The sequence below is a fragment of the Lysinibacillus sp. BPa_S21 genome, assembly GCF_023337795.1.
GTDB lineage: Bacteria > Bacillota > Bacilli > Bacillales_A > Planococcaceae > Lysinibacillus.
The window spans coordinates 231,817-255,540 of record NZ_JALIRS010000003.1 but is presented as its reverse complement, the minus strand read 5'-3'; the positions used below and the strand labels follow the sequence as shown (position 1 = coordinate 255,540).

Here is a 23,724-nt window from a genome sequence, read left to right as displayed (position 1 = left end):
GTAAAATTACCATAAAATCTGTTATGATGGGTAAGAGATTGGGGGAATTAAAAATGATGATGACCTCTGACTGGGCAATCATTTTGGATGAGGCCGATGCGCTTTGTGAGATGATTCTTTCCTCTGAGCCTGCGAAAACGCTACAGCAAGCGTATGATGCTGTATATAGCGATGTCCAATTAGTTGAAGCTATTTACGCATTTAATCGCATGAAGGAGCAGTACGAAGATGTACAACGTTTCGGAAAATATCATCCGGACTATCATACAATTATGAAATCGATTCGTCAGCAAAAGCGCGCACTCGATTTAAATGAAAAAGTTTCAGCTTTGAAGATTGCTGAGAACGATTTTCAAGATTTACTAGACGAAATAAGCTTACTTGTAGGGAAAACGGTTTCAGAAGCGGTAAAAGTTCCTGTAAGTAATCCGTTCTTTGCATCAGGTTCTTCATGTGGTGGAGGATGTGGGTCAGGCGGTTCTTGCTCTTGCTCTGCATAAAATAAGGTTATACTTTTTCTTAGACTATATACAAACTCGGATGAGTTTATATATAGTCTTTTTTAGCATTATGCTAAATCGTCATCCGTAAACAACAGGTGTAAAGATTGCGGGAAAATTGTATAGTAATTGCATAGGCGTTATAGAAATTAAAGGAGGATGAACAGATGAAGACTTATCGAATTGCCGTTATACCGGGAGATGGGATTGGTAAAGAGGTTGTACCAGCGGCGATAGAAGTGCTGAATAAAGCCGCTCAATTAGATGGCAGCTTTCAATTTGAATGGACAACATTCCCGTGGGGTTGTGATTATTATTTAGAGACAGGTAAAATGATGCCTGATAACGGTATTGAAATTTTGAAAGGCTATGATCAAATCTTTTTAGGTGCTGTAGGCATGCCAGATTTAGTACCGGATCACATTTCATTATGGGGGCTACTTATTAAAATCCGTCGTGAGATGAAGCAATCTATTAATGTACGTCCAGCAAAGTTACTCAAAGGTTTGCCTTCGCCTTTACGCAACCCAAATGATTTTGATTTTGTTGTTGTCCGTGAAAACTCAGAGGGAGAGTATGCTGAGAGTGGTGGTAGAATACATAGTGGACAGGATGAGGTGGCGATCCAAAATGCTATTTTTACAAGGAAGGGAACAGAGCGTGCAATGCGATATGCATTTGAAATGGCGAAAACTCGTCGCCAGCATGTTACAAGTGCGACAAAATCTAATGGCATTACGTACAGTATGCCTTTTTGGGATGAGGTATTTGCACAAGTAGGTAAAGATTACGATAACATAGAACAAGTATCTAATCATATTGATGCCTTAGCTGCCTTTTTAGTGATGAAGCCTGAAAACTTTGATGTAATCGTTGCATCAAATTTATTTGGTGATATTTTAACTGACTTAGGTGGTGCAATTATGGGAAGTATCGGAATTGCACCAGCTGCAAATTTAAATATAGAACGACATTACCCATCCATGTTTGAACCAGTCCATGGCTCCGCTCCTGATATTGCAGGTCAAGGAATAGCAAATCCACTTGGACAAATTTGGACAGGTAAAATGATGCTTGATTTTTTAGGATATCATGAGCTAGGTACAAAAGTGCTAAACGCGATAGAAGCAACATTAGCAGAAGGTATTAAAACGGGCGATTTGGGAGGAAAAGCGACATTGCGTGATGTTACGGATGCGGTATTAAATCATTTGCAATAGTAAAAGGTATAAACAGTGGGCTTTTCTTTACACCGCTTGAAGAATTTTGTTTAATCTAAACAAAAATGTTATAATTAAGTTTACAAAATAAAGGTTTAAAGGGTGGTCGGCATCCTATCTTCTTACTTTGCTTTTGCAAAGAGAAAGGAGGTGGTGTCGATGACGGTATACGAATCATTAACACTTTATATAGACTATAATTACGAGCAGTAGTTAACGTATTCTACGTTAACCTACTGTTCTTTTTTTATGGTTAAATACTATATATGTTGATGTGATTTTTATAGTTCTTATAGTTTTTAATGAAACAGAGGAAGATGAAGGTAATAGAAATTGGATCAAACGAGGGAACTAAGGGGCAGGTTTCTTCAATAAGAAGAGATGGATTTTCGATAATTTAAATTGTTAAAATTATTCATAATTGGAACTTTTGTTAGTTTTGAACGTTTTAAAGTAAAGGAACAGGTTAGTTGAATAATGGAGTGGTATAGATTACCAAAAATACAATATTTCAAAAGAGGGATATTATGAACCACTATAAAATTGTTAAAGAAGTAATTGATGATTGGGATCCGAAGCAATTTTTACATCAAACACCTGAGGATGAATATAACCCAGAAATAAGATATATTGTAGAGCTTCTACCAACAGCAACATCTGTTGAAAAATTAGCAGTAGTGATACGGGAGGTCTTTATTGAAATGTTGGATGAAGTATATTCGATTGATACTTGTTATCCAATTGCTTTAAAAATTTGGAACAATGTCAATAACAGTCAAATTCCGAAAAATGAAAGTGAACAGAACTTACTTGAAGATCATTGAGTAGCCTCCCGCTTAATTGAGAGTAGATCCTAGTTGTTTCGCTTTTCTCATGCCCCATAAGACTTTTAGTTTTTCTTCATTAGTCGTGTTAGTATTTTCGATGTGATTTACTTTTACGAAAAAAAGTAAATCACCCCTTGAATACCTTGGCCGGTTAGGGAATGATTTACTCTCTCAGTGCCAATCGCCTTTGAAGCGATTTATTTTGTTCTAGGACTGTACAAGCGTTGCGAGCGCTGTACGGTCCTTTTAATTATCTGTTTTATTAAGTAAACTTTACCATGTTATTTACAATTTTCAAACGATGTGTATGACAAAGTAGTATGCTTATCGTTAAAAAATTTACTTATTCGTAAAGATCTCGTTAGTACCTTGGTGATTATAATGGTTAACATACGTATCATTGCCGCTAAAGGTTAGGGCTGTTTGAAGGGGCCCTTACCAATCAATGTGTTAACCATAATAAAATGGAGGGAATCCTCCATTTCTTTGTTCTTATTTTTGTAGTAACTCTACAGCAATATCAGGTCGATCTGTAATGATTCCTTTTGCACCATTGTGAATTAATTTGTTCATTGTTGCTACATCATTGATAGTCCAATAATGAACGGGGATGTTTAAGTTGTTTAAAAACTGGATAAACTTCGGAGATTCTAGTGTAATTACTCCTGACTTAGGTGGTATCTGGAATACGTCTACTTTTGGATGATATAAATGTCCGAACTGACTTGAGAAAGAAGCGAATGCTTTACGAACATCTGATTCACCTGCACCAAGTGCTACTTGATTTTGTGCATATAAATTAAAGCGATCGATCTGCTCACCGTAAAAGCTTGTGACAACTACTCGATTTTCAACACCAAGCTCTTCAATTAAACGCCATAGTTTAGATGGCATTAAACTTCCTTCATACGTATCCGGTGCATCTTTAATATCAATATTTACTAACATGTTTGGATAAGTTACTAAAAGTTCACGTAATGTTACTACGTCTATTTTTTCATCCCGATAAGGAAATTCCCCATCCAAATCTTCAAATTGATAACCGTGGTTTAATGCGTTTATTTCTGCTAAAGTCATGTCTGCCACAAGTCCATAGCCGTCTGTCGTACGATCGACAGTATCATCGTGGAAAACAATAATTTCCTCATCTTTGGTTAAGCGAATATCTATTTCAAAGCCGTCAACACCTAACTGTGCGGCTTTTTCAAAAGCTGGCATTGTATGCTCAGGCGCTAAATGAGCACCACCACGATGTGCGAGAATAATTGGGTGATCAAATTGTAATGCTTGTTTACCTTCTCGTTGTTGAGGTTTAGAAATAGCTTTACTACCTGCCCAAGCCGCTGCACTTGCCGCTGCGATTGCAAGTGCAATCTTTGTTTTCTTACCCATATTCGTCCTCCTTAACAATTAAATTAATATAAATAGTACCGGCAATTTCACTTTTTAATTTTCAGTGAGCAATAAACTAGTATTCTATAGTTTGCATAAGTAATGTAAAACGCTTAGTCAACGTTGTATGCTTTTCCATTATAACGGAAAATCGAGCGTTCTGTCAGCTAAACTCTGTTGCTATCATTTTCCGGTCTATGGTATTCTTTTATGTAAGAAATGAGGGGAATACTATGAACGAACGCCAAGGACTAATCGTTTACGTCCATCAATTAAAACATGCGAAATCTCTTCGAAAATATGGTCATGTTCTTTATATTTCTCGAAGGCAAAAATATGTAGTCATTTATTGCGAGCGAGAGGAAATTGAATCAATGACAACAAAACTACAACGCCTTCCATTCGTGAAAGACGTTGTAAAGTCTTATCGTCCATTTGTTAAAACTGAGTATGAAAATGCAAAACCAGATAAAGCGAAAGAATATGACTATAAAGCAGGTCTATAATATTATTTTAACGCCGGGATATAGTGATGAAGTCTCATTATTCCGATTAAGTATTGATAAAATAGTTTTGGTTCCGAAAATATAGAAGAGTGCTTTATTTCTACAACAACCGCTTTTCTATCTAGTCGTTTAATACTTTCTTCAAACATTTTTTGTCGTTGTGAAGGCTGCTCTTCATGATAAGGGATGCCTTCTCGACAAATATAAATCGGCATGAATTTACTTTCACCGACTGGTTTTAAAGCGACTGCTAAAGAGGCAACCTTTTTTTCTTCTTTAGTGGATGTTAGTATAAAGGCTTGGTGGAAGCGATCTTGATTAGTTCTCACGATTTCAAGCAGCTCGTAAACATCACCATAGCCCTCACCTAATTCTATAAATTGTTGTGGCATAAAAATTGCACATCCTTTCCAATACACATAGTATCATGCTGCGGGAGGTCAAGCACATGAAATTTGCAATGAGTTTTTTTTCCATTCTAGTACTAATCATTACCGGAACGTTATTTTTTCAGTACCATGCTTATTCGTCTGACTTAGAAACAGGCAATGGCGAATTCAGTTATTCGCAAGAGATAGAAATTGTCTATCGAGAAAATAGTCTGGATATTCGTCAACATTTTAAAAATTTACCCAATCAAAAAGTGAAAATCAAGTGGCCAGAAAATGCCGTACATCCTAGTTGCTTTATCGATAATGAAAAAAGCTGTGATCGCTTATCAAAAGAAGTCTCATATTTTAAAAAAGGAGAGACTAAATCACAATCTGTTTCATACATAATTCCGATTAAGGGTGGCTTAAAAGATAAAATGCTCATCCAAAATGTTTTCGCCACATTAACGAATGGGGAATCATCTTATTCTGTTGTACATATTTCAACTGATAGTAAAATTGTTGGTCAATGGATAACAGGCTTGCCTTTAGTAGGTCAGCAAAAACTATCACTTGTAAACTATACAATGTTTAGTGGGTATGGTACAGTTCGTGATATTTATTGGCAAACGGGTAATTTAAAAGTACAAGAGCAAACTCCGGTGTTATCTATTTATGCCCCGGGTGCTATTTCAAAAGATTTCTTGAAATCATTGGAGAAGGGTAAGTTTTTGAATGATCAACATATAGCTATTATTCAAGAAAAGAATCCCGTGAAAGAACATGATGACCGACTTTTATTTTTGCCAGAGCTAACTGAACAAGCCGTTGAACAGGAAGTTATAATGTCGCAAATAAAGTCGCAATATAAGTTTAAAGATTCACCAACTTGGTTGCCGGAAGTTATGGCATCCTATTTAGTGAAGGATACGATTGGCTCAGATAAAGCACAGAAAATCGTGAAGACGTTAAAAGAATATATGACAACTAATCAAGAGACGGCATGGCAGGAAGCCTTGGAAAAGCTTGGAGAAGAGCCAATTTCCCCTGCGTCAATGGACGATCTTTTATCCGAAGTGTTAAATGTAAAAACATCCTATTTTAAGTTGAACGCAGCTCAAGAAAAGGGCACATATCCACTATTATTTGAAGATGGTCGAAGTGTTTACGTTAATGACGTTTTGAGAGAAGATGTTCATGTAATACTTTATGAAGGGCAAGTATTTTATAATGCTGATAAATTGTTACCTTATCTAGGCTATACAGCTGGTGAAGGTAAAAATGGCTATTATATCAATAGTGATAATCGTACCTTCCGATTCCCGAAAGAACCTGGATTTTATGTATTCAATCAACGTAGATATTCGACTATTTCAGAACCAATTATTAAAATTGCCAATAATTATTATGTTGAAGAAGCTTGGCTACAACGATTATTTTTAGTAGAATTACAAAAAAGTGATGATCGTATCGATATTAAAATGTTAACTCAAGAACAAGAATAAATTTTTTTGCAGCGGAGGTTCGTCCTTCGCTGCAAAAATGCTTTTATCTTCAAACAGTTTTTTGTAGTGAGGGTGAAGCAACAGCACATACAGCAATAACAACAATTACGCCAAGGCGAAATTGATAGATGGAATAAGAAAGTACGGTGATTTGCCTATGAGAGTTGTAGCAGGAGAACGAAAAGGGATGCCGTTAAAGGCAATTGCAGGGAACACGACGAGACCTACGACTGATAAAGTAAAGGAATCCATATTTAATATTATTGGTCCATTCTTTGATGGAGGTACAGCGCTCGATTTATTTGCGGGGAGCGGTGGCTTAGGTATCGAATCTTTAAGTAGAGGAGCTGAGCATGCCGTTTTTATCGAAAAGGATGCAAAGGCGTTCCAAATACTTCAGGAAAACATAAAAAAATGTCGTTACGAGGATTGCTCTGAGCTTTTTCGTATTGATGCGAAACGTGCTGTGAAAGCGTTATTAAAACGTGATATTACGTTTAAATTAGTTTTTTTAGATCCACCATATCATCAAAAAGAATATTATGATTTAGTGCAGATTCTTGTAGACAATGATAAAATTCAACATGATGGCATTATTTTATGTGAACATGCAAAAGAAGTAGAATTACCACAGAGATTCGGGGATTTCGTATTAAAGAGACAAGAAACATATGGCGGAACGATTATATCCGTTTATCTTCATTCAATGAGTGTCTAAACAACCACTAAATGAAGATGCACAAGGCGATATTAATCGTTGCATAGAGGAAGAGGGAGAATAGGTTGTCAGAGAAAGTTGCTGTAGTTCCTGGAAGTTTTGATCCGGTGACATTTGGTCACTTAGATATTATTAAACGGGCGGCAGATGTATTTGACACAGTTTATGTTGCTGTTTTAAATAATTCATCCAAGCAGCCGTTATTTTCAGTAGAAGAGCGTATGGCTTTAATGGCTGAAGTAACTAAAACATTGCCTAATGTGCGTATTGAAAGTTCATCGGGGCTTTTAATAGACTATGCTAAGGAAAAAAAAGCAAAAGCGATTGTTCGTGGTTTACGTGCTGTTTCGGATTTTGAATACGAAATGCAAATCACTTCGATGAACCGTTTTCTTGATGAAACCATTGAAACGTTTTTCATTATGACGAAAAATCAATATTCATTCTTAAGCTCAAGCATTGTCAAAGAGGTTGCGAAATATGGTAGTGATGTCAGCGAGCTTGTTCCTACTTGTGTGGTAGAAGCGTTAAAAGAAAAATATAATTTTGGAAAATAAAAGTAAAAGGATGTCTTGTTTTAAGACATCCTTTTTGTTTGGATAAAAAATGGATATAAGAATTATTGTGGAAGCAAACGTTTATTTATTTTAAGAAAAAAAGAGCATAAATAGTGGGTACAATGATTATGCTAAGTAGGCGGAATTTTAGATATGGTCGAACGGACAGCTTGGCTGATTTTGCAATGACGAAAATTTGTAAGTGAATGCTTATACTTTGCATGGTCAACAACATAACAACTAGTAATGGTAAATACGAAAAGTTTGGAAAAGCTGAGACGGTCATTTTAAGACCATTTGTCACTTCAAGAATTGCAGCTATGGAAAGCTCAGCTGTATAGGGCAGTTTAGGTAGCAATGAATCTAAGCCTTGCTGGACAATCGTCTGGATGGTAGTGAAAAAAATTATTGTAGTGCCAACTAATAGTATTGTTGGTGCTGTTTCTTTAATGCTTTCAGAAAATGGCGCTGTATATAAAGGCGTATTGTGTATGGAGATGCTAGGAGGATCCGTTTTACGAAATAAGAAGTAACCTGTTATTAAACAACATATATTAAAACTATGTAGTAAACATAAAAACATCCATCCAAACGTATTACTGTGTAATAAATCAAGGCTTACAAAGCCTAGTACGAAAAGAGGGCTTGGTGCATGACATACGGCTAATAAAAAATTTGCTTCTTTAGGATGTAATTGCCCACTATTTTTTAAATAAACAATTGTTGTTGCTCCAGATGGATATCCCCCAAGTGCGCTAATGATATAGGCTTGTACGTATAAAGAAGCTCTTTTTGTTTTCGTGCGCATAGGAGCCGTTAAACGTAGCAGCCATTGCGTTAAAATAAGGTAAGGTAATAAATACGGGAAAAGGGCATCCATAAAAAGATTTAAACCTAAATCAGTACCGTTATGAGCAGTTTGTGGGAATAACAAGAGTAATAGAATAAGAACTATGCAAATCGCTATTTGAATTATCGCATACATGTTATCATCTCGTTTCAACTTTTTGTCATTCACATAGGCAAATGCTAAAATCAATATATGTAAAAAAGGCAAAAACATGAACGTATGGTTTTGCAAGCGTCCTAGGAGGTGTTTTTCTTTTGAAGAAAAAAATTAGTATTTATGCAGTGTTATTAGTCGTGATTTGTTTTTTAATGTTATACCGACTAGACGCTTATATCATGAAGCCAGGAAGTGCTTATGATGTCAGTAAATTTGTTAACGTTGACAATAGCCATACCGATGAGAAAGGATCCATGAGCTTAATGACGGTGGCTATGCAGCAAGCTACTCCTTTTTCATATTTATGGGCAAAAACTCAAAAATATCAAAAACTAATGGATATTAGTCAAGTTCGAAATCCATTAGAGGATGAAGAGGAATATAATGTTCGGCAGTTTAAATTGATGTCTGATTCCCAATTTAATGCGAAGTATGTAGCTTTTCAGAGAGCGGGCCTCCAAACCAAAGTTCTCTTTAACGGTGTTTTTGTATTAAATGTCCTAGATGGCGGTGCTTCGGATAGTATATTAAAAGCTGGTGATGAAATTATTGAAGTTGATGGACAAAACATTAAAAACCAACAAATGCTTGTTGACCTTCTGAAGCCAAAGCAACTTGGGGATAAAGTGACCATTAAATATATACGAAATGAAAAAGAACAAGAGGTAACGATTACATTAAAAGAAATCCCTGCAGCAGAAGAAAAAAGAGCGGGGTTAGGTATTACTTATACTGAAAGTAAGTCGATTGAAACAAATCCTACGGTGTCTATGAAAACGGAGGATATTGGAGGTCCATCTGCTGGGCTAATGTTTACCTTAGAAATTTTAGACCAACTTCTTGAAGAAGATTTAACGAAAGGCTATGCTATTGCGGGGACGGGGGAAATGCTGGTTGATGGCTCTGTTGGAAGAATTGGTGGCATAGACTATAAAGTCATTGCTGCTGATCGTGATGGTATGGAAATCTTTTTTGCACCAGATGATGAAATTACCCCAGAGATGAAAGCTAAATATCCTGATTTGGAATCTAATTATGCTACAGCAGTAAAGACTGCGAAAGAAATTAAAACAAAAATGAAAATAGTTCCGGTTAAAACGGTAGATGATGCAATTGCATATTTAAAAAAGTTACAGCCGAAATAAAGTTTTATCCGTAACTCCGCGCTTTCGAGGGGGAGTCACCCTAAATTAAGGTGATATCCTGGGCGGGATAATAAAGTAAGGATTCACACATAGTTTTGTGTTGAATCCTTTTTTTGCCCTTTGGAAGGTGGATGTCGATAAAAACTAAAAGTTGGGTGATAAAACGTGAAAGTTGGTCGATAAAATTCAAAAGTTGGGTGATAAAACGTAAAAGTTAGTCGATAAAATTCAAAAGTTGGCCGATAATTCCTAGAAGCGTTCTGATAAAACTAAAAAGTTGGACGTCATTTTGTCACTGATATAATTTGTTTTCTAACAGCAAAAAGGATGCTAGAAGAATTTCTGGCATCATAATTAATATGACTCTTCGCCAAAGCGAGGGATTGATTTCCGTTCCGGCTGGGTGCTTTCCTGGGGGCGTCCGATGAGCCGCTTCACTCGCGTTGCTCGCTCCAGGGTCTCGGGCCAGCAGGATGTTGGTCACGAAGGCGTTATCACAGGATGTGATGGTTTTAGCCTTCGTTCCTCTATCGCTGATCCCCGAGGAGTCACCCATCCTCCACTCCAATCAACCACTTTACTCAGCATGTATCCTTTTGGTCTCTCTAATTGTGATCATTTTTTACAACAACATAAAAGGATGCTAGAAGAATTTTCTCTGGCATCCTTTATATTCTTATATTACTTAAAACCGAATCGGTGGTGTTTGATAATCTTTTGGGAGACTGTGCTCTTTTGCTCTTTGTTCAATACTTAAATTGTATATCTCTGCTGCATGAATATCTACAGCAAGCATAGCGTCATCCGTTGCTGCAACACGACTGATTAAAGGTAAAGGGATATCTTTTTTATGCATGCCTAAATAGCTCTGTCCCTTCTTACTCATCCCCAGTAAACGTATACTAGATGGTGTGTCAAAGCTTTGCAACTGTTCCTTTGTAAACCCGGTATAAATGTGTGTGAGCATACGTTGAAGTCGCGTCCATGTATAACGTTTTGATTTGATTTTCTCCATAAAGCTACTGAATGAATGACTCGTTTTCGCTGCCTTAATTAGAGCATTCTCAATGCCTTCTGATACTTCAGCGTAGCGCGTAAGTTCATGTGGTGTGTGGCGAATAAGTGTAAACTGTAAAAAAGGCCAAAAAGTTTCCCAACTTGCAAATTCACCATATTTCCCATGCCAATCAGCTAAATAATCAAATGATGCTTTAGGGAGAAAATCTTGCACGCTTTGTAGCGTATTGTTTGTTGCTAAAGCCTTGCGTATTCCTGTGGCACTAGCAATGGATGCCCCTTCTTGCAAAGCGTCATGGTAACCTGCAACAATGCGAGGGATCGTTAAAGGTTTAATATCACTACCTAGTGACATGGCAGCCTCAATATAATGAAAACCAAGTATATTGTTTGGTTGTCCTAAATCAATGTATGTGGCAGGGAACTTTTGAGAAAGCTGTTCATAGGCATAGTGTAGACTTTTAGGATAGCTTGCACCCGTTTTAAGGCTCTCTTTAATAAAAGCGTTATATTCAGTGCGATGACTATTAATAAGCTGAAACGTATTCATAAAGGGTTGAATGGAACCATCTTCACTTCCAAATGCAAAAGAATCGCAACCAATGGCAGATAGTAAGGAAATTGCTCCTTTTGCGAAATCAGTTGCAGGTGCGGTACTATAAACGTAGGGTAGCTCAATGACAATATCCACACCACCTGCGAGAGCCATTTTTGTGCGTGTCCATTTATCGACCATGGCTGGTTCACCGCGTTGCAAAAAATTCCCACTCATGACTGCGATGACAATATCCGCGTGTGCTACTTTTTTTGCCTGTTCCAAATGATAGGCATGTCCGTTGTGAAAAGGATTGTATTCAACAACTATTCCGACTGCTTGCAAATTTAAGCCCCCTTTATTAATATCATTTGCTTTCGTTCTTCTATGGAGCTTTTTCTTACTAGAACGGTTTGGAGCAAATATACGATTTATAATATTTAATTATAGGTGGGTTTTATTGTGGTGACAAGAAATTATCTTGACATCTATTTTTACACATTATATAATCAACAGTGTTGTCTCGAGGTGATTAAACGAATGAAATGGTCAATTCATCAATTATCTAAGTACCGCCAAGACGGGATGCCAATCGATGCCTATGTCCAATTGGACGAGGTGATGGAGCGAAACCAGGATATTCGAGCAATTTCGCCCATTCATGTAAAAGGGCTATGTACTTTCGGTGCATCGCAAATGACATGTCAGCTAACTGTGACAGCGACGTTAACATTACCATGTGCACGCACGTGGGAAGACGTTGAGTTTCCTATCGAAGTTGAGACAGTTGAAGTTTTCAGCTGGATTGACAAGGAAAAACGAGAGGAAGATGACGGAGATATTCACTATCTCGATGGTGAAGTAATCGACATGAAGCCGGTTATTGAGGAGCTAGTGCTTCTTGAGGTACCTTTGCAAGTGTTCAAGGAGAATTCTGAAGGGCAAGTGCAAGGTGGCAAAAACTGGTCTTACGCAACGGATGAAGACGTTGAACTACACAAAAAAGCTGATGAACAAAAAGTGGATCCAAGACTTGCTACATTAGCTAAGTATTTTGATCAAACAGACGAATAGACGATCTGTAAGGAGGTGCCATCAATGGCTGTACCATTTAGAAGAACTTCTAAAACTGCAAAAAGAAAGCGTCGTACGCATTTCAAACTATCTGTACCTGGTATGGTAGCTTGCCCAAACTGTGGTGAAGCTAAATTATCACACCGTGTTTGCAAAGCTTGCGGACAATACAAAGGTAAAGAAGTAGTTAGCAAATAATACAGTGTTTGCTCACTTAAAAGGCTAGTAGAGAGACCATGGCTCTTTACTAGCCTTTTTGTTGACTAGAAAAGACGGAATCTTTCGGCAATAATGAAAAGATATATAGTACTATAATAATTGTATGATACAATTTATCCATCGGGACAAAGGGGGAAATGGTATGGCGTATCTAATTGATAACAAAGAAGGTATTATGACGTTTACGATTAATCGAGAAGAAAAACGGAATGCAGTTAATGATGAGGTTATGGATGGGCTACAAGAGGTCATTACATATATTCGAAATCATGATGATGTACGTTTTTTAGTCGTAACGGGTGCAGGGGATAAATCGTTTTGCTCGGGAGGCGATTTATCTGAATTCCATTCACTCGAAACAGAGGATGAAGCATTTGGTATGTTAGGTAAGATGGGTGAAATATTATATGACCTTGCGACATTGCCTGTGCCAACGATTGCGTTAATCAACGGAACGGCAGTTGGTGGAGGCTGCGAAATTGCAACAGCTTGCGATTTTCGTCTAGTAGCAAGTCATGCGAAGTGTGGTTTTATACAGGGGACATTAGCGATTACGAGTGGCTGGGGAGGCGGTACATACTTATTTGAACGAGGGTTACGCCATGATCGTGCGATGAAGATGCTAGTCGATGCGAAGCCTTATCCGGCTGAATTACTATATGAGATTGGTTGGGCAATGCGTGTTTTTGAAGGTTCAAAAGAATCGGCGTTGAATGATTTTATCGAACATATGCGTAAAATTCATCCTTCTGTTCATAAGGCTTATAAAGAAATTGAACTTCGTAAATGGCGTGAGCGTAATATGTATGAACGTGTTATGGAGGAAGTTCGTACATGTGCGAAATTGTGGGAAAGTGAAGCTCACCACGAGGCAGTTGCTAATTTCCTAACAAAGAAAAACAATAAATAATGTATAACGGCAGTGATTATAACGAAACATAGTCACTGTCTTTTTTATTTCGATGATTCTATTTTGCTCGCTCATGCATATAGTAGTAAAAAATGCGAGGGTGATAGATTATGGAATTGAAAAAAAGAAAAGATCAATGGACAAAGGAAGACGATGAAAGATTAGCAGAAATTGTGTTGCATAATGTACAAAATGGCAAAACACAGCTAGAAGCTTTTGAGTTGGCTGCTACTGAACTAGGTCGAACAAAACAAGCATGTGGTTTCCGTTGGAATAAAACTTTACGTAGTCAATATAGTCAGTCACTACTAGCAGTACGGAATCAGCCGCAACAATCTATGCGAAGCCATTTGAAATTGGCGTTAACAAGCTTTGATGAATTAACAGAAGCCTATCAAAGTCTTGAAGTAAGGCACCGCGAATTACAAAATGAGCATGATAAACTAGTGAAGTGGTTGCAACAAGGGTATTCTTTAATGAAAGATTAAAAAAGGAAGCTGACGAAAGTTAAAAGTGCTGTAGAGTAATACTTAGAAAAAATATAAATTTGAACTAAAACATAATGATGCGCAGTTTCCGATTGGTGAAGATTGATAAACATCATTGCGAAAAGCCACTGATTTAAGTTTCAATTTTTTTATATTATCGTAAACATTTAGTCAATCCTGTATAATAAAAGAACCTGCATAGGAGGTGCCTTAGAGATTATTCTAAGGCACCTCCTTCTGTAGAAAGAGAGTCGGATAATGGGCTATGGTGTCCTTGCGATAGTACCGTTTAGGAGGGCGTTCTCTTATGTTGTTTGTCCGTTGTAAATGTGGGAGGTGTAATGTATTGTGAATGTAGCAATTATTGGTGCAGGGGCTGTTGGTCAGTTAACGGCAAGTTTTTTAGCGGAGTCTGGAGTGTCTGTAACGTTGGTTGCGAGAAGGCAGGAGCAGGTAGATGAACTGAATGCGAAGCATTTAACGCGAGTGAATGTTGATGGAACGAAAACTTTACAACAAGTTACATCCACTACGAAATTAACGGAGCTACCACAGCAAGATTTAATGGTAGTTGCTGTGAAGTACGGTCAATTACAAGAGCTTTACGGACAATTGTCTGCTTTACCAAGTACAATGTCGTTGTTGTTTATGCAAAATGGTTTAGCGCATTTTGACGAAGCATTGCGTTTGCCACAAAAAAATATTGCCTTTTGCTCTGTGTCATTTGGTGCTCAAATGATAGATCAGTCAACCGTGCAACATAGAGGTGTAGGTGTTTGTAAAATTGCGATAGAGCGAGGGGATACTGTTGCGTTTAACGATTTCTTACAATTGAAAAATCCCTTGTTTCCAGTTAAATTGGTTGTTAATGCTGAACAAATGTTATTTGAGAAAGCTGTATTCAACTGCTTAATTAACCCGTTAACGGCTATATTGCAAGTGAAGAATGGCGAGTTAGTAACGAATAAGCATGCGTTTTTATTAATGCAAACGATCTATCAAGAATTAACGGTTGCTTTTGAAGGCATAGAACAAATCATACCTTTTTTCAAGGTGATAGAGTTATGTGAAAAAACAGCAAGTAATACCTCATCCATGCTAGCGGATCGGATGCAAGGAAGGAAAAGTGAAATTGACACGATTGTAGGGGTAGTGCTAGAAAAAGCTCTAGCAAGAGGTCGTGATTTGCCTACTTTACGCACTTTATATCACCAAGTACTTGCGATAGAGGAGAGCGGTGGAAGACGTTGAAAGAATTTTTACATATAATTATAAGTAGCATCATTTTTTGTCCAATTCTCCTTTTTGCGATGGTCTATTTAATTGGTCGAAAGATTAAAATTCGAGGCACTCATGCTTTTGGAATGGCATCGGACGTGACAACATTGTGTTTGTTTTTCTCGGTGCCACTAGCAATTGGTGTACTGTGGAAGGTCAATGTTAGTGTGATATTGGTAACATTGGCGATAATGATGGCAATGATTTTTACATATATTGATTGGCGAACGAAAAAAGAAATTGAAGTGAGATCGTTACTTAGGAAAATTTGGCGGTTTCAATTTTTAGTACTAAGTACGGCGTATATTGGTATCTGTATAGTGGGTATTATTCGATCTGTTATAGACTATCTACAGGCCGTCTAAGCATTTTCTTTTCATGTTGAAGCCATAAGCGTTAAAATAATAGCATTAAATATTGTTTTTAAGTAATCGCTCTATATGCAAAAAGTTAAATATAATTCCAATGTACGACAACGTATTACGTTTTTACGAATCTAGGGATGTGCATGTTGAATAAACGTTCTAATGGTTAAAGGAATTATTTTATTTAGGTTTGCTTATGAAGAGTAAGAAGATGATTTAGGTAGAGGAGTTTGTGTTAAATGAAACTGGAGTCAATCCAAGTACCCATAAAAAATCGTTTGCTAGCGGATTATTGGTCGCCAAATACTGCCATCCATGAGTTTTTTGAATACGAATTTAACGATAAATCTTTTGAAAAACGAGCGCAATATTTAGATCAACATGCATATGATCAAAAAGAATTAACAGCCATTATACGTCAATTTATGGAGCCGCTCGGTTTATCAAAGAAAGCGAATGAACATTTGCAGCAATTGGAGCAAGGAGCTGTTGCAGTTGTCGGTGGGCAACAAGCGGGTATCTTAACAGGCCCTCTTTACTCGGTGCATAAGGCAATTTCGGTCATTGCGTTAGCGAAAGAGCAAAGTGTAAAACTTCAGCGACCGGTTGTTCCTGTCTTTTGGATAGCTGGTGAAGATCATGATCTAGAGGAAATTAACCATACGTATACAGTACGTGGTGAAGATATTAAAAAACGTGTTTACGGCGAACGTTCAAGACGTAAAACGATGGCTTCTAAAACAAGTATAAACAAAGAAACAATGACGCAATTAATAAATACGATTGCGAAAGATATGGGCGAAACAGAATTCACTGAAATACTTATTAAACAACTAATGGAAACACTTAATAAGTGTGAAACATTTACGGACTTCTTTGCGCAACTTATGAACCAATTGTTTAAAGATGAAGGTTTATTAATGATTGATGCAGCGGACTTTAAATTCCGTCAATATGAGCGTGAGCATTTTACACGTATCATTCATAAAAATGAAGAAATTGCTAGAGTGGTAACAGAAAAAGAAGCAGAGCTAGAACGTGCGGGCTATGGCAATCCTATTTTAGCAACAAAAGAAGCGGCGAATTTATTCTATGTAGAAGATGGGGAGCGCCATCTTTTAGAAAGAAAAAATCAGCAATTTGTCAATCTAGCTGCAAATATTAAACTATCCCGTGAAGAAGTTTTAAAAATTGCTGAAAAGCATCCGGAGCAGTTAAGTAATAACGTTGTGACGCGACCGCTAATGCAGGAAATGACATTGCCTGTACTAGCATTTGTTGGTGGACCGGGAGAGCTTGCGTACTGGGCGACATTAAAGGATGCATTCGCGGTGTTAGGCTTACAAATGCCGATTTTTGCTCCTCGTCTTCATATCACGATTATCACGCGTCACGTAGAACAACTTTTACGTGAATATCGTTTAAATGTTGTAGATGTTTGGGATGGGAAAGCGTTACAGCTGAAAGAACAGTTTATTGCTGAAATACAGGATGCTGAAGTGAAGCGTCAAATTCAGATGATGCAGCAAGAGTTGTTGGAAAAGTATGATGCCCTTCAGCTTTATTTAGAAGAGCAACATCTATTACTAGATAAAATTCTTGTGAAAAATAAAGAGAATCATCTTAAGCAATTTGATTATTTACAACAAAAGGTAGAACAAACGGTTCTTCAAAAGCATGAAACGACGATCCGCAAATTTATGACACTACAAAATGAGTTGTATCCAAATGAAGGATTCCAGGAAAGAACTTATAATCCATATCAATATTTTAATGAGTTTGGACCAATGCTCATTACTGAACTGCTAAAACAAAATTATAGCGTTGGTAATCACCATTACTTCATTTATTTATAGTTGGTGAATAATGTCGATTTAAGTAGTAAATAGAGGGCTATCCTACTAAGGGTAGCTCTTTTTTATGTCATTTAGCATAGGTGTAATAACTTTTTAAAGGTCTATTCACGCATTAATTAGTAAAATGTCAAGTTTTTTTTAAAAAAAGTGGAGGAAAGTGGGGGGATGTGGTACATTATTTAATAAAGTGGGGTGAATAGCATGTTCATGGGAGAATATCAACACTCTGTTGATGCAAAAGGACGATTAATCGTGCCCGCAAAATTTCGTGAAGCTTTAGGCGAAACATTTGTTGTAACACGCGGACTTGATAATTGTTTATTTGGCTATCCTATGAATGAATGGCGAAAACTCGAAGAAAAATTAAAGGACTTACCGATGACCAAAAAGGATACACGTGCTTTTGCAAGGTTTTTCTTTTCTGGCGCAACGGAAGTAGAGATAGACAAGCAGGGGCGCATAAATATTCCTTCGACTCTTATGCAGCATGCACATCTATTGAAAGAGTGTATCGTCTTAGGAGTTTCGAATCGAATTGAAATATGGGCGAAAGATGCTTGGGAAGCTTACTTTAGTGAGTCGGAACAATCCTTTAATGAAATTGCAGAAAATATGATTGGCTTTGATTTTTAACTTTTTTTAGACACTTAAGTGTCAATTGTATGAAGTTAAGGCCTGAAGGGAGCAAGTGGTATGTTCGATCATACAACCGTGCTATTAAAAGAAACAGTTGATGGGTTGAACATCGATCCTGATGGTGTGTATGTGGACTGTACGTTAGGTGGCGCAGGACACAGTGAATATTTAGTACAACAATTATCTGAAAAAGGGCGTTTAATTTGCTTTGATCAAGATATGACAGCTATTAAGAACGCAAAAATTCGATTGGCGCCATATATTGAGCGTGTGACATTTGTTCATTCGAATTTCCGTTATTTAAAAGAAGAGCTATTAGCGCTCGGTATTGAGCAAGTAGATGGTGTTTTATATGATTTAGGCGTATCTTCACCACAACTAGATACACCAGAGCGAGGTTTTAGTTATCACCATGATGCACCTCTAGATATGCGCATGGATCAAACAGCGACACTTACAGCATTCCATGTTGTGAATGAATGGGCGTATGAAGATTTAGTACGTATATTTTTCCGTTATGGAGAAGAGAAGTTTTCAAAGCAAGTTGCTCGTAAAATCGAAGAGGCACGTAAGGTGGCACCTATCGAAACAACCAGCCAACTTGTAGAACTTATTAAAGAGGGTATTCCAGCAGCGGCCCGCCGTAAAGGTGGACATCCAGCGAAGCGCATATTCCAAGCAATACGAATTGCTGTTAATGATGAGCTAGGCGCGGCAGAGGATTCATTAGTCGATGCGATTGATATGATTAACGTAGGTGGACGCGTTAGTGTCATTACGTTCCATTCATTGGAGGACCGCCTATGCAAGACTATTTTTAAGGAAGCGTCATCATTACCGGAATTACCACCAAATTTACCAGTGATTCCTGATGACATGAAGCCAACTTTAAAGCTTATTACGAGAAAGCCAATTGTTCCTTCTGAGGAAGAATTAGCTGTAAACAATCGTGCTCGTTCAGCAAAGCTTAGAGTGGTTGAGAAAATTAACGACAAAGGGCGTGAGTAAATGGCAGCAGTTCGTGTAAGGCAGCAGCAACAACAAGTGCAACAACCGATAACACCCCCTAGTCCACAACCCACTATCATACGTCGTAAAAAAACGAACCAGAAGTTTGAAAAAACAATGCTAATTGTTTTAGTTAGCATTATTGCTGTATTATCGGTACTAGTTTTGAATAAGCAAGCAGCAATTCAAACGACTAGCATGGACATTCAAAAAATCGAAGCTGAAGCAGAAGAGATTACAAAAAAGAATGTTGACTTGACAGTTCGTGTGAGTGAACTTTCTACATACGAAAACATTTGGAAAAAAGCTAAAGAACTCGGTTTAACTCAAAATGAGAAAAATGTAAAGGTAGTGCCGGGAGAATGAAAAAAAAGAGATTTCGATTCCAGTGGGGAGCCTTTCTATTATTAATTTTTTATGGAGGGCTCTTTTTTCTATTGTTCTCAAGAATGTTTATGTTACAGGCGACAGGTGAAGTGGAAGGACAAGAGCTTGCGGCAAGAGCAGCTGCGAAGTATAGCAAAGAAAGTGTAATAGCAGCAAATCGCGGGAAAATTTATGATACAAATGGACAAGTCATCGCGGAGGATACACTTAGTTATCGACTAATCGCAATCGTCAGTGAAAAGGCTACGACGGATGACAAAAACCCTCGACATGTAGTAGATCCAAAAAAAACTGCGAAAATATTACATGAATATATTCCTGCTATGGACGAAGAAAAAATCTATAAACAGCTTACTAGGGTAAATAATAAAGGGGAAAAGCCTTATCAAGTTGAATTTGGAAGTGCGGGCCGAGGAATAAGTCATGAGATTATGAGTAAAATTAAAGCGGAGAAATTACCAGGGATTTTATTTGTAAACGATTTAAAACGTTATTATCCAAATGGAATATTTGCCTCGCACTTAATTGGCTTTGCAATAAAAGAGGAAAATAAGGATCGTACGTTCACGACAAAAGGGAAGATGGGTCTTGAGCTTACTTATAACAAAGAGCTTACAGGAAAAGATGGTAAGGTTGAATATGAAACAGATGCGTTCCATTATTTATTACCAAATAGCGAAAAAATGGTGACACCCGCCAAAAATGGCGATGACATTTATTTAACGCTTGATAAAACAATTCAAAGCTTTTTAGAGGAAGCCATGACGTCGGTTGAGAAGGAATATAACCCTGAAGCGATGACAGCTATTGTGGCAGATCCGAAAACTGGTAAAATTCTAGCAATGTCACAGCGACCTACGTTTAATCCTGATACACGTGAAGGGAATAATATGAAATGGCTAAATGAGGCAATTGAAGAGACCATTGAACCAGGTTCGACGATGAAAACGTTCACGCTCGCTTCGGCTATTGATACCGGGGCGTGGGATCCAAATAAAAAGTATATGTCAGGCCAATATAGAGTCCTTGATCGTACGATTAAAGATTACAATAAAGTTGGTTGGGGTACGATTACTTATTTACAAGGCATCCAACGTTCATCTAATACTGCAATGGCACACTTATTAAAGCTTATTGGTGAGGATGTCTTTTTTGATTATCTAGATCGATTTGGGTTTGGGAAGAAAACAGGTATTGATTTACCGAATGAAGCATCGGGAAAACTTTTATCGAAATATCCAATTGAAAGAGTGACGACAGCGTTCGGCCAAGGTTCTACGGTAACGCCTATTCAGTTAATTCAAGCAATGACAGCGATTGCGAATGACGGGAAAATGATGCAACCGTATGTGATAGATCGTATCGTTGATCCTTCAACAGGAAAAACGATTAAAAAGCATGAGCCGATTGTTAAGGGAAAACCAGTTTCAGCTGACACGGCGAAACAAGTAAAAGAAATTCTTGCATCTACGTTAACAGCTGAGTTAGGAACAGCGGTGGACTTTGCCCTTGATGAATATGTAGTTGCAGGGAAAACAGGTACTGCTCAAATTCCACTAGGAAATGGTGATTATTTTGCAAACGAGTATCTTTATTCATTCCTAGGAATGGCTCCAGTAGATAATCCGCAGCTCATTATGTATGTCTCGGTAAAAAGACCAAAGACAAAAACCGGCGCTGTACCAGTTTCAAAAGTATTTAAACCAGTTATGTTAAATAGTTTAAAATATTTAAATGTTAATCCAGAAGATGTAAAGCATGTTGACGATACAACAATCCAAGATTATACAGGTAAAAGTGCTGAAGCTATACAAGTAGAGCTATCGAACGATGGGCTAAAGCCAATTATTGTTGGTAGTGGCGGTAAAATTATTGACCAATATCCAAAAGGTCCTCAAAAACTTGTTAAAGGTAACTTGGTGTTTTTAAAGACAGAGGGTGATGTGACATTACCAGACTTCACCAATTGGTCGTTGCGTAATGTACTTGCCTTTAAGACAATGGCAAATTTAGAAATTGAAGTTGTTGGAGAAGGCTTTGTTGCGAATCAGAGCGTCTCGGCAGGTACCGTAATTACAGATCGTTCACCGATTGTGGTGAAGCTGAAAACGCCAGCGGAAAGCTTTAAGCAAGATGTAGAGACCCCATCCGAGGGTGAACCAACTGAATAAATCTGAATAGAAGCCCACTTTATTTCATACGTTGTAAAAAACAAGGTGTGATGTCGAATGAAGTGGATTTCTATCCATTCCAAAAAGCGCTTACGTATTTTATACGTATTGTTTATGTTTGTAGCTGTTGCGATTGTTATTAGGCTTTTCTTCTTGCAAGTTTTAGATCAAAAAGAACTGACACAGAAAGCCGAAGAGAATTGGGACCGAGAAATTCCATTTGCCAATGAGCGAGGACATATTACTGACCGTAAAGGGAAAAATATCGTCACAAATAAGCTCGCGCCAACTTTATATTTTATGCCTTCTCAAAGTAAGGATATTGAAGGGGCTGCGGCAAAAATTGCAAAAGTTTTGGGTGTAGATGAACAAAAGCTTTTGGAAAAAATGAAGAAAAAAGAATACTTAGTAAAGCTGGCACCTGAAGGGAAAAATATTCCCTATGAAAAAGCCGTAGAGTTACAAGGTATGCAGATTGAGGGATTATATAGTGGTGTCGATTATTCAAGGGATTACCCATACGGTACCCTATTATCTCGTTTTTTAGGTTTCACAGGCTATGATGCACAAGGTTTAGCAGGGATTGAATATGAATACGATAAATTGTTACAGGCTAATTCTTCTGCAATACGGATCTTTACAGATGCGAAAGGGAATAATTTACCGAACGTAAAAAGTGCTTGGAAGGCTGGGGAAGATGGTGCTACGGTCGAGCTAACGATAGATGTTGATGTTCAACAGGTCGTTGAGCGTGAATTGTCACAGGCGATGGAGCGTTATGATGCTGATCAAGCAATGGCGATTGCTATGAATCCAAACAATGGTGAGATCTTAGCATTAGCTTCCTATCCAACCTTCAACCCAGCGGAATATCAAACGGTAGAACCCGCTATCTACAATCGGAATTTACCAGTTTGGATGACATACGAGCCCGGATCAACGTTCAAAATTATAACGCTTAGTGCTGCTTTAGAAGAAAATGTTGTGGATTTAGAGAAGGATACTTTTTATGATCCAGGCTATTCAATGGTTGCTGGAGCAAGATTGCGTTGTTGGAAACGTGAGGGTCATGGCTCTGAAACCTTCCTTGAAGTTGTAGAAAATTCTTGTAACCCAGGTTTCATAGAATTAGGTCAGAGAATCGGCAATGAAAAACTACTACAATATGTTAAAGATTTTGGCTTTGGTAAAAAAACTGGGTCTAATATCGCTGGAGAAGCTTCAGGGATTTTATTTTCCAAGGATGCTTTTGGACCTGTTGAGCAGGCCACAACTTCATTTGGCCAAGGTGTTGCTGTTACACCAATTCAACAAGTGCAAGCAGTAGCCGCTGCAGTAAATGGGGGCAAGCTTTATACGCCATATGTTGTGAAGCAAATTATTAATCCTAATACTGGAGAAGTTATAGAAGAGACTAAACCGGAAGTTAAAAAGCAGGTTATTCGCGAGGAAACGTCTGCAAAGGTCCGGGGTGCATTAGAATCTGTTGTTGCAAAGGGCTCAGGACGTCAAGCTTACCGAGATGGATTACGAATCGGCGGTAAAACAGGTACAGCACAAAAGGTAGAGAATGGTCGTTATAAAGACGGCGAATATATCGTATCGTTTATCGGCTTTGCACCAGCGGATAATCCGCAAGTCGTCGTCTATGTAGCAGTAGATAACCCGAAAAAGGCAACCCAATTTGGCGGTGTGGTAGCAGCTCCAATCGTTGGTCAAATTATTGAAGATATTGCACCTTTTGTTGGCATTGAAAAATCGAAGGAACAGCTTGAAAAGGATTATCGTTGGGGTGACCCAATCACTGTGAAGGTTCCTAATTTTATTGGTCAAACGAAGGACGATATTGCCAAGCAACAATATCCATTCCGGATTGAATGGCATGGAGAAGGAACTAAAATTGGCAATCAACTGCCTGAAGTGGATAGTGTTATCAAGCAAGATGGCACCATTCATCTTTATTTAGAAAACTAATATAACTTTACCTTTAAAAAATGGGAAAGAACCACTATTATTATGAAGGGTAGTAATAA

24 protein-coding genes are annotated in these 23,724 nt (G+C 37.8%); 20 read left to right on the top strand and 4 right to left on the bottom strand.

Annotated features, from left to right (window positions below; translation table 11 throughout):
• The first annotated feature begins 53 nt into the window (after window positions 1-53).
• The 3 genes from MOK21_RS07135 (at window position 54) to MOK21_RS07125 (ending at window position 2,544) form a co-directional block, all read left to right on the top strand.
• Window positions 54-500, top strand: a complete 447-nt coding sequence (locus MOK21_RS07135) for a YlbF/YmcA family competence regulator (RefSeq protein ID WP_249073249.1) — start codon at window positions 54-56, stop codon at window positions 498-500.
• A 167-nt stretch (window positions 501-667) separates the two neighbouring features.
• Window positions 668-1,720: a tartrate dehydrogenase gene (locus MOK21_RS07130; protein WP_249073248.1), complete on the top strand. Its 1,053-nt coding sequence runs from the start codon at window positions 668-670 to the stop codon at window positions 1,718-1,720.
• A gap of 527 nt (window positions 1,721-2,247) precedes the next feature.
• Window positions 2,248-2,544 carry a DUF1871 family protein gene (locus tag MOK21_RS07125; protein WP_249073247.1) on the top strand — a complete coding sequence of 99 codons (297 nt, stop codon included), beginning with the start codon at window positions 2,248-2,250 and terminating at the stop codon, window positions 2,542-2,544.
• Window positions 2,545-3,039: 495 nt separating this feature from the next.
• On the opposite strand, the gene MOK21_RS07120 is transcribed toward MOK21_RS07125, so the two are convergent.
• Entirely contained in the window at window positions 3,040-3,939 is a 900-nt protein-coding gene (locus tag MOK21_RS07120; RefSeq protein WP_249073246.1) for a glycerophosphodiester phosphodiesterase family protein, read from the bottom strand.
• 233 nt (window positions 3,940-4,172) lie between these two features.
• Between MOK21_RS07120 and MOK21_RS07115 the strand changes: the two genes are divergently transcribed.
• Window positions 4,173-4,445, top strand: a complete 273-nt coding sequence (locus tag MOK21_RS07115; protein WP_132357596.1) for a YlbG family protein — start codon at window positions 4,173-4,175, stop codon at window positions 4,443-4,445.
• 2 nt (window positions 4,446-4,447) lie between these two features.
• On the opposite strand, the gene MOK21_RS07110 is transcribed toward MOK21_RS07115, so the two are convergent.
• Entirely contained in the window at window positions 4,448-4,837 is a 390-nt protein-coding gene (locus MOK21_RS07110; RefSeq protein ID WP_249073245.1) for a DUF7147 family protein, read from the bottom strand.
• A gap of 56 nt (window positions 4,838-4,893) precedes the next feature.
• Here MOK21_RS07110 and MOK21_RS07105 point away from each other — a divergent pair, with 56 nt between their 5' ends.
• The 3 genes from MOK21_RS07105 to coaD all read left to right on the top strand — a co-directional run bounded on the left by MOK21_RS07105 (window position 4,894) and on the right by coaD (window position 7,596).
• Window positions 4,894-6,321 carry an RNA polymerase II gene (locus MOK21_RS07105; protein WP_249073244.1) on the top strand — a complete coding sequence of 476 codons (1,428 nt, stop codon included), beginning with the start codon at window positions 4,894-4,896 and terminating at the stop codon, window positions 6,319-6,321.
• 157 nt (window positions 6,322-6,478) lie between these two features.
• Window positions 6,479-7,039 carry a 16S rRNA (guanine(966)-N(2))-methyltransferase RsmD gene (gene rsmD, locus MOK21_RS07100; protein WP_249073243.1) on the top strand — a complete coding sequence of 187 codons (561 nt, stop codon included), beginning with the start codon at window positions 6,479-6,481 and terminating at the stop codon, window positions 7,037-7,039.
• A 65-nt stretch (window positions 7,040-7,104) separates the two neighbouring features.
• Window positions 7,105-7,596 (top strand): pantetheine-phosphate adenylyltransferase, encoded by a 492-nt coding sequence (gene coaD / locus MOK21_RS07095; protein WP_249073242.1) that lies wholly within the window; start codon window positions 7,105-7,107, stop codon window positions 7,594-7,596.
• A gap of 85 nt (window positions 7,597-7,681) precedes the next feature.
• Here coaD and MOK21_RS07090 read toward each other — a convergent pair whose 3' ends face one another.
• Complete coding sequence (locus tag MOK21_RS07090) at window positions 7,682-8,599, bottom strand: hypothetical protein (protein WP_249073241.1); 918 nt, start codon at window positions 8,597-8,599, stop codon at window positions 7,682-7,684.
• Window positions 8,600-8,700: 101 nt separating this feature from the next.
• Between MOK21_RS07090 and MOK21_RS07085 the strand changes: the two genes are divergently transcribed.
• A complete protein-coding gene (locus MOK21_RS07085) occupies window positions 8,701-9,747 on the top strand; it encodes a SepM family pheromone-processing serine protease (protein ID WP_249073240.1) in 1,047 nt (348 codons plus the stop codon).
• Window positions 9,748-10,432: 685 nt separating this feature from the next.
• Here MOK21_RS07085 and MOK21_RS07080 read toward each other — a convergent pair.
• Entirely contained in the window at window positions 10,433-11,644 is a 1,212-nt protein-coding gene (locus MOK21_RS07080) for a nucleotidyltransferase (protein ID WP_249073239.1), read from the bottom strand.
• Window positions 11,645-11,839: 195 nt separating this feature from the next.
• On the opposite strand from MOK21_RS07080, the gene MOK21_RS07075 reads away from it, so the two are divergent.
• The 12 genes from MOK21_RS07075 (at window position 11,840) to MOK21_RS07020 (ending at window position 23,665) form a co-directional block, all read left to right on the top strand.
• Window positions 11,840-12,373, top strand: a complete 534-nt coding sequence (locus tag MOK21_RS07075; RefSeq protein WP_249073238.1) for a YceD family protein — start codon at window positions 11,840-11,842, stop codon at window positions 12,371-12,373.
• 24 nt (window positions 12,374-12,397) lie between these two features.
• Entirely contained in the window at window positions 12,398-12,571 is a 174-nt protein-coding gene (gene rpmF / locus MOK21_RS07070) for a 50S ribosomal protein L32 (RefSeq protein ID WP_010858320.1), read from the top strand.
• A gap of 163 nt (window positions 12,572-12,734) precedes the next feature.
• Window positions 12,735-13,502 (top strand): enoyl-CoA hydratase/isomerase family protein, encoded by a 768-nt coding sequence (locus MOK21_RS07065; RefSeq protein WP_249073237.1) that lies wholly within the window; start codon window positions 12,735-12,737, stop codon window positions 13,500-13,502.
• A 110-nt stretch (window positions 13,503-13,612) separates the two neighbouring features.
• Window positions 13,613-13,990: a transcriptional regulator gene (locus MOK21_RS07060; protein ID WP_249073236.1), complete on the top strand. Its 378-nt coding sequence runs from the start codon at window positions 13,613-13,615 to the stop codon at window positions 13,988-13,990.
• A 348-nt stretch (window positions 13,991-14,338) separates the two neighbouring features.
• The gene (locus MOK21_RS07055; protein WP_249073235.1) at window positions 14,339-15,241 is read left to right on the top strand and encodes a ketopantoate reductase family protein; all 903 of its coding nucleotides are present in this window, start codon (window positions 14,339-14,341) and stop codon (window positions 15,239-15,241) included.
• The gene (locus tag MOK21_RS07050; RefSeq protein WP_249073234.1) at window positions 15,238-15,633 is read left to right on the top strand and encodes a DUF3397 domain-containing protein; all 396 of its coding nucleotides are present in this window, start codon (window positions 15,238-15,240) and stop codon (window positions 15,631-15,633) included. The genes MOK21_RS07055 and MOK21_RS07050 overlap by 4 nt, the downstream gene beginning before the upstream one ends.
• A gap of 239 nt (window positions 15,634-15,872) precedes the next feature.
• Window positions 15,873-17,489: a bacillithiol biosynthesis cysteine-adding enzyme BshC gene (gene bshC, locus MOK21_RS07045; protein ID WP_249073233.1), complete on the top strand. Its 1,617-nt coding sequence runs from the start codon at window positions 15,873-15,875 to the stop codon at window positions 17,487-17,489.
• A gap of 201 nt (window positions 17,490-17,690) precedes the next feature.
• Window positions 17,691-18,122, top strand: coding sequence for a division/cell wall cluster transcriptional repressor MraZ (gene mraZ / locus MOK21_RS07040; RefSeq protein ID WP_249073232.1), 432 nt, complete (start codon window positions 17,691-17,693; stop codon window positions 18,120-18,122).
• A gap of 60 nt (window positions 18,123-18,182) precedes the next feature.
• A complete protein-coding gene (rsmH, locus tag MOK21_RS07035; RefSeq protein WP_249073231.1) occupies window positions 18,183-19,133 on the top strand; it encodes a 16S rRNA (cytosine(1402)-N(4))-methyltransferase RsmH in 951 nt (316 codons plus the stop codon).
• Window positions 19,134-19,499 (top strand): cell division protein FtsL, encoded by a 366-nt coding sequence (ftsL2, locus tag MOK21_RS07030; protein ID WP_249073230.1) that lies wholly within the window; start codon window positions 19,134-19,136, stop codon window positions 19,497-19,499. It abuts the gene before it with no gap.
• On the top strand, window positions 19,496-21,691 hold the full coding sequence (locus MOK21_RS07025; RefSeq protein WP_249073229.1) for a penicillin-binding protein: 2,196 nt from the start codon (window positions 19,496-19,498) through the stop codon (window positions 21,689-21,691). Before ftsL2 ends, MOK21_RS07025 begins: the two co-directional genes overlap by 4 nt.
• A 57-nt stretch (window positions 21,692-21,748) precedes the next feature.
• Window positions 21,749-23,665, top strand: coding sequence for a stage V sporulation protein D (locus tag MOK21_RS07020; protein ID WP_249073228.1), 1,917 nt, complete (start codon window positions 21,749-21,751; stop codon window positions 23,663-23,665).
• Window positions 23,666-23,724: the final 59 nt, after the last annotated feature.